Raw genomic sequence first — 16568 nt, 5'->3', positions numbered from 1 at the left:
CTAGCCCACGCCTGACCGGACCGCCGCCGGTCACCCCGGCCGGGTGCGGCGGTTCGTCCCCCGCGCCGGCCGGGCGCGGCGACAGCGTCCCGGGCCGCCCGGCAGAATGCAGGCGTACCCGCTCTCTGAGGGCGGATCGAGTCGAAGGCGGATCGAGATCGTGACCCAGTCTGTTCATCAGCGGATCGCCGACGAGCTCGGCGTGGCCGAGCGTCAGGTGCGGGCGGCCGTGGAGCTGCTCGACGGCGGCGCCACCGTGCCGTTCATCGCCCGCTACCGCAAGGAGGCCACCGGCCTGCTCGACGACACCCAGCTGCGCACCCTGGAGGAGCGGCTGCGCTACCTGCGCGAGCTGGACGAGCGGCGGACGGCCGTCCTGGAGTCGATCCGCGGTCAGGGCAAGTTGGACGAGGCCCTGGAAGCGCAGATCATGGCCGCCGACTCGAAGTCGCGGCTGGAGGACATCTACCTGCCCTACAAGCCGAAGCGGCGGACCCGGGCGCAGATCGCCCGCGAGGCCGGCCTCGCCCCGCTGGCCGAGACGCTGCTGGCCGACCCGAGCCAGGACCCGCGGGCCACCGCCGCCGCCTTCGTCGACGCGGAGAAGGGCGTCGCCGACGCCGCCGCCGCGCTGGAGGGCGCCCGGGCGATCCTCATCGAGACCTTCGCGGAGGACGCCGACCTGATCGGCACGCTGCGCGAGCAGATGTGGTCGCGGGGCCGTCTGGTGTCCCGGGTACGCGAGGGTCAGGAGGCGGCCGGTGCCAAGTTCGCCGACTACTTCGACTTCTCCGAGCCGTACCCGAAGCTGCCCTCACACCGGATCCTGGCGATGTTCCGGGGCGAGAAGGAGGGCGTGCTCGACCTGACGATGGAGCCGGATGAGGCGGGCGAGGCGGACGCCGTGGCGACCGGCCCGACCCGGTACGAGGCAGCCATCGCCGGCCGGTTCGGGGTGTCCGACGCGGGCCGCCCCGCCGATCGTTGGCTGACCGACACCGTCCGCTGGGCGTGGCGTACCCGGATCCTCATCCACCTCGGCGCGGACCTGCGGATGCGGCTGTGGCAGGCGGCCGAGGAGGAGGCGGTCCGGGTCTTCGCCACCAACCTGCGGGACCTGCTGCTCGCCGCGCCGGCCGGCACCCGACCCACCATGGGCCTGGACCCGGGCCTGCGGACCGGCGTGAAGGTGGCCGTGGTGGACGCCACCGGCAAGGTGGTCGCCACCGACACCATCTACCCGCACGAGCCGCGCCGGCAGTGGGACGCGTCGGTGGAGACCCTCGCCCGGCTGGCCGGGGCGCACGGGGTGGAGCTGATCGCGATCGGCAACGGCACCGCCTCCCGCGAGACCGACAAGCTCGCCGGTGACCTGATCGCCCGGCACCCGCAGCTCAACCTGACCAAGGTGATGGTCTCCGAGGCGGGCGCGTCGGTCTACTCCGCCTCCGCGTACGCCTCGCAGGAACTGCCCGGGATGGACGTGTCGCTGCGCGGCGCGGTCTCCATCGCCCGCCGCCTCCAGGACCCCCTGGCGGAGCTGGTCAAGATCGACCCGCGTTCGATCGGCGTCGGCCAGTACCAGCACGACCTGTCCGAGGTGAAGCTGTCCCGGTCGCTGGACGCGGTGGTGGAGGACTGCGTCAACGCGGTCGGGGTGGACGTCAACACCGCCTCCGCGCCCCTGCTGACCCGGGTCTCCGGGATCGGTGCCGGCCTGGCCGAGAACATCGTGCTGCACCGGGACGCCAACGGGCCGTTCCGGTCGCGTACCGAGTTGAAGAAGGTGGCCCGGCTCGGGCCGAAGGCGTTCGAGCAGTGCGCCGGCTTCCTGCGCATCCCGGACGGGGACGACCCGTTGGACTCCTCCAGCGTGCACCCCGAGGCGTACCCGGTGGTGCGCCGCATCCTCGCCAGCACCGGGCAGGACCTGCGCTCGGTTATCGGCAGGAGCGGCATCCTGCGCGGGCTGCGGGCCACCGACTTCGTCGACGAGCGGTTCGGTCTGCCCACGGTCACCGACATCCTCGCCGAGTTGGAGAAGCCGGGTCGGGACCCCCGCCCGGAGTTCCGCACCGCCACCTTCGTCGAGGGGGTGGAGAAGGTCAGCGACCTGAACCCGGGCATGGTGCTGGAGGGCGTGGTCACCAACGTGGCCGCGTTCGGCGCGTTCGTGGACGTCGGCGTGCACCAGGACGGCCTGGTGCACGTCTCGGCGATGTCCCGGACCTTCGTGAAGGACCCCCGCGAGGTGGTGAAATCCGGCGACGTGGTCAAGGTCCGGGTGCTCGATGTGGACGTACCGCGTAAGCGCATCTCGCTGACCCTGCGCCTGGACGACGAGGCTCCGGCCGGCGGCGGTGGTGGTCGGACGAGCCAGGAGGGGCGTGGCGGTCCGGCGCAGCGCGCACCGCAGGGCGGTGGTGCCGGGCAGGGCGGTCGCGGCAGGCAGGGCACGTCCGGTGGCCCGCAGAGCGGTGGCGGCGGGCAGGGCGGTCGCGGCAGGCAGGACAGTCGCGGTGGCCAAGGCGGTCGCGGCGGCGGGCAGCGCCACGGCGCACCGGCGCCGGCCAACGACGCGATGGCGGAAGCCCTGCGCCGCGCCGGCCTGGCCTGATCCCGCTCAGTACGTCAACCCCGCGCCGCCCGTCGATCATGGAGTTGTGGTGGGTGACAAATCGCCCGCACAGCGCCAAGCCAGGCACCACAACTCCATGATCGACGAAGCCGAGCCGGCCCCCTGGCTCAGCGAGGTCGGGAAATCCGCTCGCGTGACCGTGAGGTTCGGGGTGATGATCTCGCGGTGAGGATGCACGCCGATCAGGTGGACGTGAGCGTGGACGTGGTTTCCGCGCTGGTGGCCGCGCAGTTCCCCGAGTGGCGGGCCCTCCCGGTGCACCCAGTTCCGTCGAGCGGCACGGTGAACGCCCTGTTCCGGCTCGGCCCGGAGATCGTCCTGCGGTTCCCGCTGCAACCCGGTGCCGACGCGGAGCTGCGCGCCGAGCTGCTACGGGAGCAGGAGTACGCCCGGCTGCTCGCCGCGTACCTGCCGATCGCGGTGCCCGAACCGCTCGGCCTCGGCGAGCCGGGTGCGGGGTACCCCGGGCCGTGGACCGCGTACCGCTGGATCGCCGGCGAGCCGGCGCGGCCTGACCTGATCGGCGACCCGGACACGTTCGCCCGCGACCTGGCTGGCGTCGTCGTCGCACTGCGCAGCATCGACACGGGCGGGCGGACCTGGTCGGGGTCCGGCCGGGGCGGGCCGCTGGTGGCCCTGGACGTCGACGTGCGGTCGGCTCTCGCCGACAGTGTCCACCTCACCGACACCGCCCGGCTCGCCGTCGTGTGGGACCGGTGCCGGGAGGCTCCCCGGCGCGACGACCGTGACGTGTGGATCCACGCCGACCTGATGCCGGGCAACCTGCTGGTCCGCGACGGCCGGCTGGCCGCCGTCATCGACCTGGAGACCGTCAACGTGGGTGATCCGGCGGTGGACCTGATGCCGGCGTGGAACCTGCTCGACGCCGGGGCGCGGGAGACGTACCGGCGGGCGTTGGGCGTGGACAACGACACCTGGGAGCGGGGGCGCGGTTGGGCGCTGCTACAGGCGATCAACGCGCTGCCGTACTACGTCGAGACGAACCGGGTGATGGCCGCCATCGCCCGGCGTACCCTGCGGGCCGTCCTCGACTGAGCCGGTCGCGTACCGTCGGCGTCGTGGGTGAGCGCGACGCCCGGGAGTGGCGGGATCAGCAGCGGCAGGCGGTGCGGGCGCACGCCGACGCGGACGCGCGGCGGCGGGCCGCCGAGCACGCGGAGGCGGCGGAGCTGGTGGCCTGGTTCGTGGCCGAGGCGACCCGGCGAGGGCTGCCCACCACCCGGCTGCTCGCCCACGGGTACGACGGGCGTGGACGCTACCGGACGGGGCTGACCGGCTGGTACGTCGACCGGGCCGAGACTCGGGCGGTGGACGTGGCCGGCCGGTTCCACCTGCTGACCGTGCCGGGCGGTCCACGAGCCTGGCTCTTCGGGGTCGACCCCCAGCCCAGCCCGGCACCGTTGATCGTCGGGGCGGGTGGCCGCGACGGCGAGTCGATCCCCTTGCGGACGTTGCTCACCCGGTTGCTGGACGACGGGACCGGCGAGCCGGGTTCCACCACCGGGCCTGCCGCACCACGACGGTGACCAGGCCGGCCGCCCCATCGCACCTTCGGTGGGCGGCCGCCGTCCCGTTCGGCGCGGCTGACTGACTGACGAGGTCAACGCCCGCGCCGGGCTGCCGGACGTCTTCGACGCCAGCGTGAGCAGTTTCAGCTGCGCGTCGCACACCGAATACGCGGAACGGTCGTTTGTCCATAGTAGCGACCTCCTATGATTGATTCATCCGTCTATGACCGGTTCAACCCAAAGGCACAAGTGGTGAATCTCGTACATATTCAAGAGGATCCTCACTTTTTTCCGTCAGGAATCACGCCGTGCTGAATGTTCCGCTCGCAGGCGGAATCGTGCTCGCACTCGTCGTCGGCACCCTGTTGCAGCCGCTGATCCTTCGCCTGCTGAAATCGGCCGCCGTTCTCGACATACCGTCCGAGCGGTCCTCGCACAGCACGCCGATCCCGCGCGGCGGCGGCGTGGGCGTCGCCGCGGCGGCCGGGCTCGCACTTCTCCTCAACGAGCACGCGCGATCCATCGCCGTGCCGCTGCTCTTCTTCGCGGCGATCGGGCTCCTGGAAGACCTCTGGGGCGCCCCGATCCGCCTGCGCCTGCTCCTGCAACTGCTCGCCGGTGTCGCCACGGGACTGGTCCTGGTGCCCGGCGGGCAGGCGTGGTACGTCCACGTGCTCCTCGTACTCGCCCTGGCGGCGTGGCTGACCTCGTACGTGAACGCCTTCAATTTCATGGACGGCATCAACGGCATCTCGACGGTGCACGCGATCCTCGGTGGAGCGGTGTACGCCGCACTCGGAGTGTTCACGGACCTCCCGCTCCTGACCGCGGCCGGCAGTCTGATCGCGGCCGCGTCCCTGACGTTTCTCCCCTGGAACGCCTGGGTCGCGAAGGTCTTTCTCGGTGATGTCGGCTCGTACGCCCTGGGCGGTGCACTCAGCACGATCGCCGCGTACGCCATCGTTCGCGGCGTACCGCCGGAGGCGGCCGTGGCGCCCCTCGCGCTGTACCTCGCCGACACCGGCTGGACGCTCCTGCGCCGCATCAGTAAGGGCGAGGCCTGGTACCGCCCACACCGCAACCACGCCTATCAGCGGCTGACGGACGCTGGTCGGTCACATCAGCGGGTCACCGTGCTGACCGCTATCGCCGGGGCGACAGTGGCCGGCTGCCTGGTCGTCGCGTCGTTCAGCGGGCCACTCGTGCGGGCCGCACTGGACGCCACGGCCCTCGCGATCCTCGCCGCCTACCTCACCGCCCCCGCCTGGCTCACCGCTTCACGGGCCCAACCCGCACCGGAAGGAAGAACGATCCATGCCAGAACTGTCAGCTCAACGAGCCGGTGACCTGGGCGGCGCCGGGAATCGACAGGTCAAGAAGGTCGCGGTGCTCGGCAGCAGCGGCTTCGTCGGCCGCGCGGTCGTCGCCGAGCTGCGCCGCAGGGGCGCCGAGGTCCATCTCGTCACCACACCACGCCTGGCGTGGCCGCTGGTCGAGGCGCTCCGAAGCGAGTCGGTGCCGGCGGATCTCCAGCGAGACGTCGTCGAGGCCCTCGCCGCCCAGCTCGACGGTGCGCACAGCGTGATCAACACGGCTGGGCTGCCAAACGGGTCCGCCCCGGACAGTGCCGCGTTGTACGGCGGCAACTCACTGCTCCCCACCCTGGTCGCCCGCGCCGCCACGCTGGTCAACGCCGGCCGGCTGGTCCACGTCAGTTCGGCTGCGGCGCAGGGCGCCATGGATCTCGACGAGACACCGCGGACGTTGCCCTTCTCGCCGTACTCGCGCTCCAAGGCGATCGGCGAGCGCCTGCTCCAGCGCGAGGACCACATCGACTCGGTCATCTACCGGTCGACCTGGGTCCATGATGTGGATCGGCCGAACACCCGGGCGCTCATCCGGCTCGCACAGTCGCCGTTGAGCTGCGTCGCCGGGGACGGTACCGCGCCGACGCCCCAGGTCCTCATCGACGATGTCGCCGCGGCGATCGCCCACCTCGGGCTCGTCGACGGCCCGGTGCCGCCCATCGTGGTCCAGCCCCACAACGGCATGACAACCGGGCTTCTGCTCCGCCTTCTCGGTGGCCGCGAGCCACGGCACATCCCGCGTCGGGTGGCGCGGTACGCGACCCGCTGCCTCGCCGCGTACGGCCGGACGAGTCTGAACGCCAACGCGCACGCCCGTCGGGTCGACATGCTCCTGTTCGGCAAGCGGCAGACGCCCGGTTGGCTCGCCGACCAGGGGCTGGCACCCCAGCTGCACCCCGAGGCATGGGAGCGGCTGCGGACGGCGGGCACCCCGCCGACATCCGCGTCGGCACCGAACGCTGACGGCGTGGCGCGGCCCCGAACAGGTGACTCGCAACCGGTCGAGACGAGCAGCGCGGCGCGCACAACCGGTCGCTGACGCAGTAGCCCCGCCCCAACAGGAAGGTTCTCCATGACTCTCACCCCCGTGTCAGGCTCGACTGGCCTGCTCGGTTCCTTGGCTGCTCCGGCTGCGGTGGCAGCGGCTGCTCCGGCTGCGGTGGCAGCGCGGTGAGAATCGGGATCATCACGCAGTGGTACGACCCGGAGGGTGGCTCCGCCGTCCTTCCGGGGATCATCAGCCGGTCGCTCGTCGCACTCGGGCACGAGGTGCATGTGCTCACCGGGTTCCCGAACTACCCGTCCGGCCGGCTGTCTCCGGGTTACCGGCTACGCCCGTACCAGTTCGAGATGATGAACGGCGTCTCGGTGCACCGGGTGCCGCTGGTGCCCAGCCACGACCGGTCGGCAGTCGGACGGGCTGCCAACTATCTCAGCTTCGCGGCCTCGGCGGCGGTCCGGTTGGACCTGCTCCGCAAGGTCGACGTGTGGCTGGTCTACTCCTCGCCGGCAACTGTGACGCTGCCGGCGATGCTGGCCCGTTGGCTGCACGGACGCCCGTACGTGATCCTGATGGAGGATCTCTGGCCGGACACCCTGGCGCAGAGCGACTACGTCCGCCCTGGCCGTCGCACCGACCTGATAGTCCGGTTGCTCACCCGGTTCTGCGACTCGGCGCATCGCAACGCGTCGTCGGTGGCCGTCATCGCGCCGGGTATGGCCGACATCCTGAACAGCCGCGGCGTCCCCCGGGACAAACTCTCGGTCGTCTACAACTGGGTCGACGAGCGCCTGTTCCGCCCACGACCAGCTGATCCTGAGTTGGCGGCGACCCTCGGGCTGGAGGGCTTCGTCGTCATGTACGCCGGAAGCATGGGAAACCTCCAGGGCCTCGATGTCGCCGTCGACGCACTGGAGCATCTCGCCGACATCCCGGACCTGACGCTCGTGTTCGCGGGCAGCGGTGTGGAAGAGGGGCGGCTACGCGAATCGGCCGCACGGTACGAACCCGGCCGGGTGGTCTTCCTCGGCCAGCAGCCGATCGAGCGGATGGTCGAACTGATGCCGCTCGGGGACGTCCAGTTGATCTCCTTGCGCGACCAGCCTTTCCTTCGCTCGATCATGCCCAGCAAGGTGCAGAGCACCCTGGCGTGCGGCCGTCCCATCGTGGCCGCTCTGGCGGGTGACGCGGCCGAGCTCGTCGACGCGTCCGGCGCCGGGTTCGTCGCTCCGCCCGGCGACAGCTACGCCCTGGCCGACGCGATCCGCCGGATGTACGAGTTGGGTGCCGAGAAGCGCGAGGAGCTGGGCCGCAGCGGCCGGCAGTTCTACCTGGAGCGGCTCTCGGAGCGGGTCGGCAGCGTCGCCCTCGCCGAGCACCTGGTGAAGGCGGCCCGGAACCACGTTCCGGCCGGTCGGTGACCACCGCGGCACCGGTGGACGAAGCCGGACGGAGGCGGCGCTGTCCGCGACGGCGGCCACGCGCACTGGGCGGCCAATAGGATAGCCGGACCTTCAGCTCAGATAACCCGAAAACGGCCAACGATGCCGTTTCTCCCTGTAACAAGGACAAGGAGCGCAAAGCTCCTTCTGCCTGGCGGTGGAAGTAGTCGGAAGACGGGACAGGGAGCCAGTACATGCCGCAGGACACGGAGCACACGGAGCGGTTGGACCAGCGGACGCGGCGAGCCAAGGCGCGCCGCCGGGCGATCGGCTTTCTCGCGGCCGACACCACCGCCTGGGTCGGCGGTTCAGTCGCAGCCGCCTGGACCCGATTCGAGTTCCAGCTCCCTCCCGGCCAACTCGGCCGGGCCGCAACGGTCGGAATGGCCGCGGCGATCATCCACGTGGCGGTGGCGGCGCTGCGCCGGCTCTACTCCGGACGACACCCGCTGGGCAGCCTTCAGGAGGTCCAGGGCCTCGCCGGCACCACCATCACGACGGCCGCTATCGTGCTGCTCGGCCTGCTGCCCTCCGGCGAGCGACCGGTTCCGGCGAGCACCCCTCTGGTCGGCGGCGCGCTCGCCCTGCTGTTCATGCTCGGCGCCCGGTTCGTGTACCGGCACCGCCACGACCTCGCCATGCGGCCGGACGTCCGGTCGTCGACGCCGGTGCTGCTGTTCGGGATGGGAGACGCCGGCCAAGGGCTGCTCCGGGCCATGCTCAGCGACCCGCGCGGTCGGTACCTACCGGTCGGCGCGCTCGACGACGACCCTGACAAGCGGGACCTGCGCATCGGCCGGGTCCGCGTGCTGGGCGGACGCAACGATGTCGCCGCCTCGGTCCGGCGTACCGGCGCCAGCGCCGTCATCTTCTCGGTGGCCAACGCGGACGCCGCGCTGATCCGCCAGATCCGGGGGGCCACTCTTGAGGCCGGCGCGGTCTTCAAGGTGCTGCCCCCGGTGCGGGACCTGGTCGACCACCGGATCACCGTCACCGACGTCCGGGACGTGCAGATCGACGACCTGCTCGGCCGCCGTCAGGTGGTCGGCGACCTGCCGCTGAGCAGCAACAGCCTGACCGGACGACGGATCCTGGTCACCGGCGCCGGCGGTTCGATCGGCTCGGAGCTCTGCCGTCAGGTGATGAAGGCCAACCCGGGTGAGCTGATGATGCTGGACCGGGACGAGTCGGCCCTGCACAGCCTCCAGATGTCGCTCGCCGGGCGGGCCATGCTGGACGGTCCGGAGCTGATCCTCGCCGACCTGCGCGACGACGAGGGCATCCGACGGATCATCCGGGAGCGCCGCCCGGAGATCATCTTTCATGCGGCGGCGCTCAAGCACCTGACGTTGCTGCAGCGGCACCCGGGCGAGGCCATCAAGACCAACGTCTGGGGCACGCTCTCCGTGTTGGACGCCTGCCGGGACGTGGCGAAGTTCGTCAACATCTCGACTGACAAGGCGGCCGATCCGATCAGCGTCCTCGGCTACTCGAAGCGGATCACGGAGCGGTTGACGGCGCACGCCGCGTCCCGCTTCCCGGGGACGTTCCTCAGCGTCCGGTTCGGCAACGTGCTGAGCAGCCGCGGTTCGGTGGTGACCGCCTTCCAGCGGCAGATCGAGACGGGCAAGCCGCTGACCGTCACCCACCCGGACGTCACCCGCTACCTGATGACCGTCCAGGAGGCCGTCCACCTGGTGCTCCAGGCCGCCGAAATCGGGCAGGACGGTGAGGCACTGGTGCTCGACATGGGCGAGCCGGTCCGGATCACGGACCTGGCCCGGCAGATGGCCGACCAGGCGTCCAGCTCCGTTCCGATCGTCTACACCGGCCTGCGGCCCGGCGAGAAGCTGCACGAAGACCTGCTCGGCACCGGCGAGATGGACACTCGGCCGTTCCATCCGCTGGTGTCACACGTGGCCGTTCCGCCGCTCGACCCGATAGAGGTCAGCGGACTCGACCCGTACGACGACGCGGCGAAGATCGTCGAGCACCTCGCGTTGCTCTGCGCGCAGCCGGTCGGTCCGGTGGTCAAGGGCCCGCGGGGCGTACCCCTGCAGTCGCACTGAGCTGATCGGCCCCGCCGCTGCTGCGGTGGAACGGAACGGGGTGACGCCGCGCGGCGTCACCCCGTTCCGCTTTCGCCGGGACGGCCAGCGCCGGCCCACCCTCCGTGCGCGGCCGGAGCCGGAACCCGGACCGGAACAGCGCACAGAGACCGGGGCTGGCAACCACAGGTTCGTGATCGCCAGCCCCGGTGTCCAGCTGGTCAGCGGCGGATGCCCGCCCAGTCGTGGTGGCGGCGCACGGTGGAGAGGAGGAAGTCGACCACCCGTCGGGAGGTGTCTCGCACCTGGTAGTCGACCGGGCACGGCACCCCCTCGGCGGCGACCTGCGCCACCGTCACCTCGACCGCCTCGACCACGCCCTGCGGGTCGAGGCCGGTCATGATGATGCCGCCGGCGTCGAGCGCCTCGGGGCGTTCGATCGACTCGCGCAGTGTCACCGCGGGGAAGCCGAGGATGGCGGCCTCCTCGCTGATCGTGCCGCTGTCCGAGAGGGTGCAGTAGGCCTCGGCCTGGAGATGTACGTAGTCGAGCAGCCCGAACGGGTCGTGGAAGGCGATGCCGTCCAGTGCGGTGGCATCCGGGGCCAGCGCCTCCAGCCGCTTACGGGTCCGCGGATGCGTGGAGACCAGTACCGGGAAGCCCCACCGGTTGCGGACCGCGACCAGGCAGTCCAGCAACCTCCGCAGGCGCTCGGGGTGATCCACGTTCTCCTCGCGGTGTGCGCTGACCAGGAAGTAGCGGCCCGAGGTGAGTTCCAGTTGACGCAGGATGGTCGAGTTGGCGATCGGCTCCCGGTAGTGCTCCAGCACCTCCCGCATGGGCGAGCCGGTGTGCAGGATCCGGCGCGGGTGCAGGCCCTCGGCGAGCAGGTTGCGCCGGGCGTGTTCGGTGTAGACGAGGTTGAAGTCGGCCACGTGGTCGACCAGCCGGCGGTTGGTTTCCTCCGGCACGTTCAGGTCGAAGCACCGGTTGCCGGCCTCCATGTGGTAGACCGGCACCCGCATCCGGCGGGCCATCAGCGCGGCGATGCAGCTGTTGGTGTCGCCGAGCACCAGCAGCGCGTCGGGCCGTTCCTCGGCGATCGCCGCCTCCATGCCGACAAGTACCCCGCCGAGGACCCGCCCCAGCGACGAGGTGTCGACGCGGAGGAACCGGTCCGGCTCGCGCACGCGCAGCTCTTTGAAGAACACGTCCGACAGGGCGCTGTCCCAGTTCTGCCCGGTGTGCACCAGCGTGTGATCCACTGTGTCGTCGAGTCGAGCGATCACCCGGGAGAGCCTGATGATCTCGGGTCGGGTGCCGACCACCGTCATGATCCGGGTCATGCCCGTCCTCCCTCTGCTGCCACCAGTGCCGCCGGCCGGGCCGCCTCCACCGGCTCGGCCCAGGTGTCCGGCCAGTCCGGGTCGAAGAGCTCGTTGGTCCAGAACATCGTCACCAGTTCGTCCGTACCGGTGTTCACCAGCTTGTGCGCCCACATGGTGGGCATGTCGATGAGGGCTGGCTCGGCGCCGCTCACCGGGAACCGCAGCACCTCGGGGTCGCCGACCCGGCGCAGGCTGATCTCGGCCGAGCCGCGCAGCACCACGAACCGCTCCACCTTCGCCAGGTGGAAATGTTCTCCCCGGGTGATTCCCGGACGGGTGGTGGAACAGAACGTCTGCCCCGCCCCGCCGTGCGCCTTGACCGTCTCGACCAACTCGCCGCGCGCGTCGGCCCGCCGGGGCAGCGTGATCGGATAGTGCGCCGGGAAGCAGTGCGACCGGTACGTGTTGAACAGCCGCACGTCGTGCCGGCTCAACAGGGAGGGGATCTCCCCGGTCCGGTACGTCGCGGCCATCCCGGTGAGCCGGTCCGCCAGCGCCTGCACGCCGATGCGCAGCGCCGGCATGGCCGGATCCCACGAGCCACCGCCGGGCACCCCGATGAGACGCGCGGCCGCGTCGGTGACGTGCACCAGGCTCAGCTCGCGATCGGCGTGCACATCGGGCCGCCCGCCCTCGGCGAGCAGCCGGCAGAAGGTCGCCACCGCCGAGTTGTAGTACGGCCGGCCGTGCTCGCCGTACAGGTTCGGCAGCAACACGTCGTCGAGGTCGACGCCGGTGTCCGCCAGCACCCGCGCGGCGGCGGCCTTGGCGTCGCCGTACGGCGTGCCGTTGCCGGCCTGCACCGAACTGGCGTAGACCACCCGCGCCGGCGGGTTCGCGCAGTGCTTGAGCCCATCGGCGAGTTGGGTGGCGAGCTGGACGTTGCCGGCGGCGACCTCGGCCGGCTCTCCCCGGTTGACGCCGGCCAGGTGCAGCAGGCGGTCGTGGCCGGCGATCTTCGCCGCGATCACGCCGGGGTCGGCCAGGTCGGCGCGGCTGAGCACGGTCGGCTCCGGCCACCCCAGCGCCCGGAGCAGCACGCGGACGTGCCAGCCGAGGAAACCGCCACCGCCGGTGACGGCGAGCCTCAGCACGCCAACACCGGGTCCCGCAGGGCCAGCTCCGCCCGCACCTCGGGCAGCGTCTTCAGCAATTCGACGATCTCGGGTACGCCGAGCTGCGGCGCGTTCGACGAGTTGAAGTCCTCGGTCAGCCCGTCGCCGAACTCGCCCTCGGAGACGTAGAGCGAGTAGTTGAGGTCGCGGCCGTCCAGCGGCACCCGGAGGAAGTCCCCGAAGTCCTCGGCCTGTACGAGTTCCTCCCGGCTGGCCAGCGTCTCGGCCTGCTTCTCGCCGTGCCGGATGCCGATCACGTCGAGCTTGGCGGGCACATCGAAGAGCTGGCACACCGCCTCGGCCAGGTCGCCGACGGTGCACGCCGCGGCCTTACGAATGAAGATGTCACCGGGGCGGGCGTTCTGGAACGCGTGCTCGACCAGTTCGACGGAGTCGGCCAGCGACATCACGAACCGGGTCATTGCCGGGTCGGTCACGGTGGGCGCCCGACCGGCCTTGATCTGCTCGATGAAGAGCGGGATCACCGACCCGCGCGAGTACATGACATTGCCGTAGCGCACGCAGGAGACGGTGGTGGCGCTGTTCGGGTTGTTGCGGGCGTGCGCCTGGATGACCTTCTCCATCATCGCCTTGCTCATGCCCATCGCGTTCACCGGGTAGACGGCCTTGTCGGTGCTGAGCGCCACCACCGAGCCGACACCGTTGCGTTCGGCGGCCTCGACGACATTGCTGCTGCCCAGCACGTTCGTCCGGACCGCCTCAAGGGGGAAGAACTCGCACGACGGCACCTGCTTGAGCGCGGCCGCGTGGAAGATGTAGTCGATGCCCCGGCTGGCCTTGAGCACCGAGTCGTAGTCCCGGATGTCCCCGACGTAGTAGCGGACCCGCTCGTCGCCGAGCAGCCGACGCATCGCGTCCTGCTTGGCCTCGTCCCGGCTGAGCACCCGGACCTCACTGACGCCGCAGTCGAGGAGCCGGTGCACCATCGTCTGTCCAAAGGAACCCGTGCCGCCGGTGATCAGGACCCGGCGTCCGGTGGTCAAGTAACTCACTGACGCTCCGTTCGTTCGTGGTGGCTCGCGTAGGCCGTCCTGGTCGAGGCCGTAGTGCGGCCACAACTGCCGCAACGAACGAAACCTCGTTGGAGAAACGCCTGAAAACGGGACTAAAGGAATGACTGGTTCGGCTCGCGTGCCGCGGTTATCGGGTACGCGCCGCCGGCTGGGGACGGCGGACCACGGGCGGCCGACGTGGGCCCGCCAGGTGGTTCGCGATCGTCGGTTCCGCGACCCGCCAACCGATCACCAGGATCACCGCGGCCAGCACCAGCAGTCGGCCACCGCCACGCACCACGTAGGTGAAGCTGCCCACCCAGAGGAGGTCGAACAGACCGACCGCGATGATGATCGCCCCGGCGTAGGCGCCCACGGCGTACGGCGTGGTGAGTGGGCTGGACGTGGCCCAGGCCAGCAGCCTGTCGATGAAGCGGACGGCGAGGCCCACCACCGGAACCATCAACCCCAGCCCCAGCACGCCGAAGTTGTACAACCACTCCCCGTGCGCGAGCGCCGCCGCGGAGTGCCCCGTGCCAACCAGCTCCGGTGACAGCAACGCGACGAGGTCGGCGCCGAAGCCGATCGGTTTGCCTTCCCACATGGCGCGGGGCACGAGACCGACCGCCGCATTGGCAAACGTCTCCCCCCAGCCCCGGGGCAGCAGCCCCACCTCATCCAGGGCCAGGAGTTGGGCGAACGCGCGCAGCGGACTGATCGCGGACCCGAATCCATCCTGGTCGACCGTGAACGGTGAGCCCTGCGAGGCGGTGGCACGAAGCCCGGCAAGGAACAGCAGCGCCGGGGCCGCCCCGCCGAGGATGAGGAGCTTGGTGTACGACCGCTGACCACTGTGGGCCGACATCACCAGCAGCGCGAGCGCCAACGTGCCGACGACAATCCGTCCGAAGCCGGTGAAGAGATAGGTGAAGTAGACCGCGAAGGCGATGAGGAGAACCACGCCCCACAGGAACGTGTGGTGTGCCATCGGCCCCCGCAACAGCCCCACGGCGAGGAGCACGACGCCGACAAAGCCGATCGGGTTGGCCACCGGCATCGAATCCGGCGCGACCGTTGCCATGGCCACGGCGAGCACCAGCAGGATCAGGCCCGACTTCACCGCCCAACCGGCCGTCCTGCCGTCCGCCTGCCCGGCGTTCGTCGGCTGCCGACGCGAGCCATCGCCGCTCCAGAACAGCAACCACGTCACCACCTGGGCGAAGTAGCAGATGGCGACGGCGGTGAAGAGCGGAATGCCGGGATCGAGCGTCCACGCCTTCACCGTCTGGTAGAGCCCGCTGAAGCCGACGAAGAACGCGAAGGCAAGGTTGTAGAGCCCCACCGCAGTGATCCGGCGACCGCCGTCTCGCCAGAACACCCACGCGCCGAAGAGGGTCGCCAGGAAGCTCATCGCGAGGGTTCCGTCCCTGTCCCACGCCGCCGAGGGGTTCGGTTGGACAAGCAGGCACGCCACGCCCAGCCCGAGCCAGGCCAGCCCGAGGAGGAGGCGCCAGAGGCCGCTGGGCGGGGTCCGCAGGCGATCGTCGGGCACACCGCGCGCGTGACGCGGGTGCACGCCTCGATTCCCACCTGCCATCGCGCGCGCCCCTGTCAATGACTCCATGAGAGCGGAGCATATATTCGGATATGCCATTCGGCCGCTTGTCTCACGAATTTCGGACCGGGCTTTGCCGCATCATCTCGGACCGATACGGCACCGTCACCGATCCACGCCGCCATCGTTAGCCGAACGTGGCTGACACCTTCGAGGTCCTGCGCGGCGACGGCACCCCCGCAGCCGCGAACGCAATTCACAATTCCTCCCGCATGGTTCCCGAACCAGGTGGTGTCGCCCATCCCACCGAATCACCCGTGCCGCCGTACCGCGTCCTGCTGACGTGTGACTTCTTCGAACCGGGATTTCGGGCCGGCGGTCCGGTCCGATCCGTCGCCCAACTGCTCGACACCGTATCGCCGTCGATCGAGGTGACGATGGTGACGAGGGACCGCGACCTCGGCTCGACGGAGCCGTATCCCGGCCTGTCGGGTCACTGGGCGCGCCGCGGTCCGGCCCGCATCTACTACCTTGATCCAGGCCGACTCCGGCAGTGGTACGCATTGCTGAAAACGCTCCGATCGAGCCCTTTCGACCTGCTCTACGTCAACAGCCTCTGGGCGATGTCGTCGATTCTGCCGATTCTCGCCGCGATCACACGCATCATCCGGGTCGAACGGATACTCGTTGCGCCAAGAGGTGAGTTGGCAGCGAGCGCACTTGGGGTCAAGAGCCGCAAGAAGCGCTTGTTCCTCAGCGTTTGGCGACCCATTCTCAGGCGGCGCCGGGTCCAGTGGCACGCCACCAACCCGCACGAAGCGCAACTGATCAGGGACCTCTTTCCCTGGGCCCGGATCGAGACCCGACGCAACGAGGTGTCACTTCCGGCAGAGCCGATCCCCCCGGCCGACAACGGCGGTTCTCCGCGTCTCGTTTTCATCGGTCGCATCAACCCGATCAAGAATCTGGCGAAGGTGATCGAGGCCCTCACGCTGGTGACGCGGCCGGTGGTGTTCGACGTCTACGGCCCCATTGAGGACCGGCCCTATTGGGCCGAATGCCAACTGCTCGCCCAGCGGTTGCCGGCGTCCGTGACGTTCTCCTACCGGGGAGAACTCGCCCACCAGGCGGTCCGGTCCACCTTCGCCCGGTACGACATGTTCGTCTTTCCGACCCAGGGGGAGAACTTCGGCCACGTCATCGCAGAGAGCCTCTCCGCGTCGTGCCCGGTGATCTGTTCGGACGAGACCCCCTGGAGCCCGGTGCTCCGGGCCGGCGGTGGAGTCGTCCTGACGGATGCCACGGTGGCGACTCTGGCTCACCAGATTGACCAGTTCGCCCAGCGCGGCCAGGAGGAACGGCTTGCGGCACGCCGCGCGGCGGGTCAGGCCTATCGGTCCTGGCGGGCCGAGACCGCCGGGCCGAACATCCTCGACCGGATCCGGTTGACAGTCGCGGAACGCTGACCCGCGC

General features: G+C 70.4%; 12 protein-coding genes. 8 read left to right on the top strand and 4 right to left on the bottom strand.

What is annotated here, in order from left to right:
• Window positions 1-106: 106 nt before the first annotated feature.
• From EV382_RS03230 to EV382_RS03200, 7 genes are all read left to right on the top strand, one after another.
• Complete coding sequence (locus EV382_RS03230) at window positions 107-2617, top strand: Tex family protein (RefSeq protein WP_130408392.1); 2511 nt, start codon at window positions 107-109, stop codon at window positions 2615-2617.
• A gap of 192 nt (window positions 2618-2809) precedes the next feature.
• Window positions 2810-3694 (top strand): aminoglycoside phosphotransferase family protein, encoded by an 885-nt coding sequence (locus tag EV382_RS03225; protein ID WP_130408390.1) that lies wholly within the window; start codon window positions 2810-2812, stop codon window positions 3692-3694.
• A gap of 23 nt (window positions 3695-3717) precedes the next feature.
• Window positions 3718-4185 (top strand): hypothetical protein, encoded by a 468-nt coding sequence (locus EV382_RS03220; RefSeq protein ID WP_130400153.1) that lies wholly within the window; start codon window positions 3718-3720, stop codon window positions 4183-4185.
• A gap of 290 nt (window positions 4186-4475) precedes the next feature.
• Window positions 4476-5513 (top strand): MraY family glycosyltransferase, encoded by a 1038-nt coding sequence (locus EV382_RS03215; protein WP_130400152.1) that lies wholly within the window; start codon window positions 4476-4478, stop codon window positions 5511-5513.
• Complete coding sequence (locus tag EV382_RS03210) at window positions 5482-6573, top strand: NAD-dependent epimerase/dehydratase family protein (RefSeq protein WP_130400151.1); 1092 nt, start codon at window positions 5482-5484, stop codon at window positions 6571-6573. The genes EV382_RS03215 and EV382_RS03210 overlap by 32 nt, the downstream gene beginning before the upstream one ends.
• A gap of 131 nt (window positions 6574-6704) precedes the next feature.
• Window positions 6705-7955, top strand: coding sequence for a glycosyltransferase family 4 protein (locus tag EV382_RS03205; protein WP_130400150.1), 1251 nt, complete (start codon window positions 6705-6707; stop codon window positions 7953-7955).
• A gap of 215 nt (window positions 7956-8170) precedes the next feature.
• Window positions 8171-10045, top strand: coding sequence for a nucleoside-diphosphate sugar epimerase/dehydratase (locus EV382_RS03200; RefSeq protein WP_130400149.1), 1875 nt, complete (start codon window positions 8171-8173; stop codon window positions 10043-10045).
• Between the two features lie 200 nt (window positions 10046-10245).
• Here EV382_RS03200 and wecB read toward each other — a convergent pair whose 3' ends face one another.
• The 4 genes from wecB to EV382_RS03180 form a co-directional block, all read right to left on the bottom strand.
• Window positions 10246-11370 carry a non-hydrolyzing UDP-N-acetylglucosamine 2-epimerase gene (wecB, locus tag EV382_RS03195; RefSeq protein WP_130400148.1) on the bottom strand — a complete coding sequence of 375 codons (1125 nt, stop codon included), beginning with the start codon at window positions 11368-11370 and terminating at the stop codon, window positions 10246-10248.
• Window positions 11367-12506 (bottom strand): polysaccharide biosynthesis C-terminal domain-containing protein, encoded by a 1140-nt coding sequence (locus EV382_RS03190; RefSeq protein ID WP_130400147.1) that lies wholly within the window; start codon window positions 12504-12506, stop codon window positions 11367-11369. The genes wecB and EV382_RS03190 overlap by 4 nt, the downstream gene beginning before the upstream one ends.
• On the bottom strand, window positions 12500-13540 hold the full coding sequence (locus EV382_RS03185) for an SDR family NAD(P)-dependent oxidoreductase (protein ID WP_130400146.1): 1041 nt from the start codon (window positions 13538-13540) through the stop codon (window positions 12500-12502). The genes EV382_RS03190 and EV382_RS03185 overlap by 7 nt, the downstream gene beginning before the upstream one ends.
• A gap of 148 nt (window positions 13541-13688) precedes the next feature.
• Window positions 13689-15092 carry a hypothetical protein gene (locus EV382_RS03180; RefSeq protein ID WP_130400145.1) on the bottom strand — a complete coding sequence of 468 codons (1404 nt, stop codon included), beginning with the start codon at window positions 15090-15092 and terminating at the stop codon, window positions 13689-13691.
• 200 nt (window positions 15093-15292) lie between these two features.
• On the opposite strand from EV382_RS03180, the gene EV382_RS03175 reads away from it, so the two are divergent.
• A complete protein-coding gene (locus EV382_RS03175; protein WP_130400144.1) occupies window positions 15293-16561 on the top strand; it encodes a glycosyltransferase family 4 protein in 1269 nt (422 codons plus the stop codon).
• Window positions 16562-16568 lie beyond the last annotated feature (7 nt).

Origin of the sequence: Micromonospora violae (assembly GCF_004217135.1) — a bacterium.
Taxonomy (GTDB): domain Bacteria; phylum Actinomycetota; class Actinomycetes; order Mycobacteriales; family Micromonosporaceae; genus Micromonospora; species Micromonospora violae.
The sequence above is the reverse complement of the archived record's forward strand: the minus strand, read 5'-3'. Positions and strand labels throughout refer to the sequence as shown.

Excerpts from the sequence above, each read along its gene's own strand:
- EV382_RS03230 (WP_130408392.1), top strand. The coding sequence starts at position 107 with ATGCAGGCGTACCCGCTCTCTGAGGGCGGATCGAGTCGAAGGCGGATC.
- wecB (WP_130400148.1), bottom strand. The coding sequence starts at position 11,370 with ATGACCCGGATCATGACGGTGGTCGGCACCCGACCCGAGATCATCAGG.
- EV382_RS03225 (WP_130408390.1), top strand. The coding sequence starts at position 2,810 with ATGCACGCCGATCAGGTGGACGTGAGCGTGGACGTGGTTTCCGCGCTG.
- EV382_RS03210 (WP_130400151.1), top strand. The coding sequence starts at position 5,482 with ATGCCAGAACTGTCAGCTCAACGAGCCGGTGACCTGGGCGGCGCCGGG.
- EV382_RS03200 (WP_130400149.1), top strand. The coding sequence starts at position 8,171 with ATGCCGCAGGACACGGAGCACACGGAGCGGTTGGACCAGCGGACGCGG.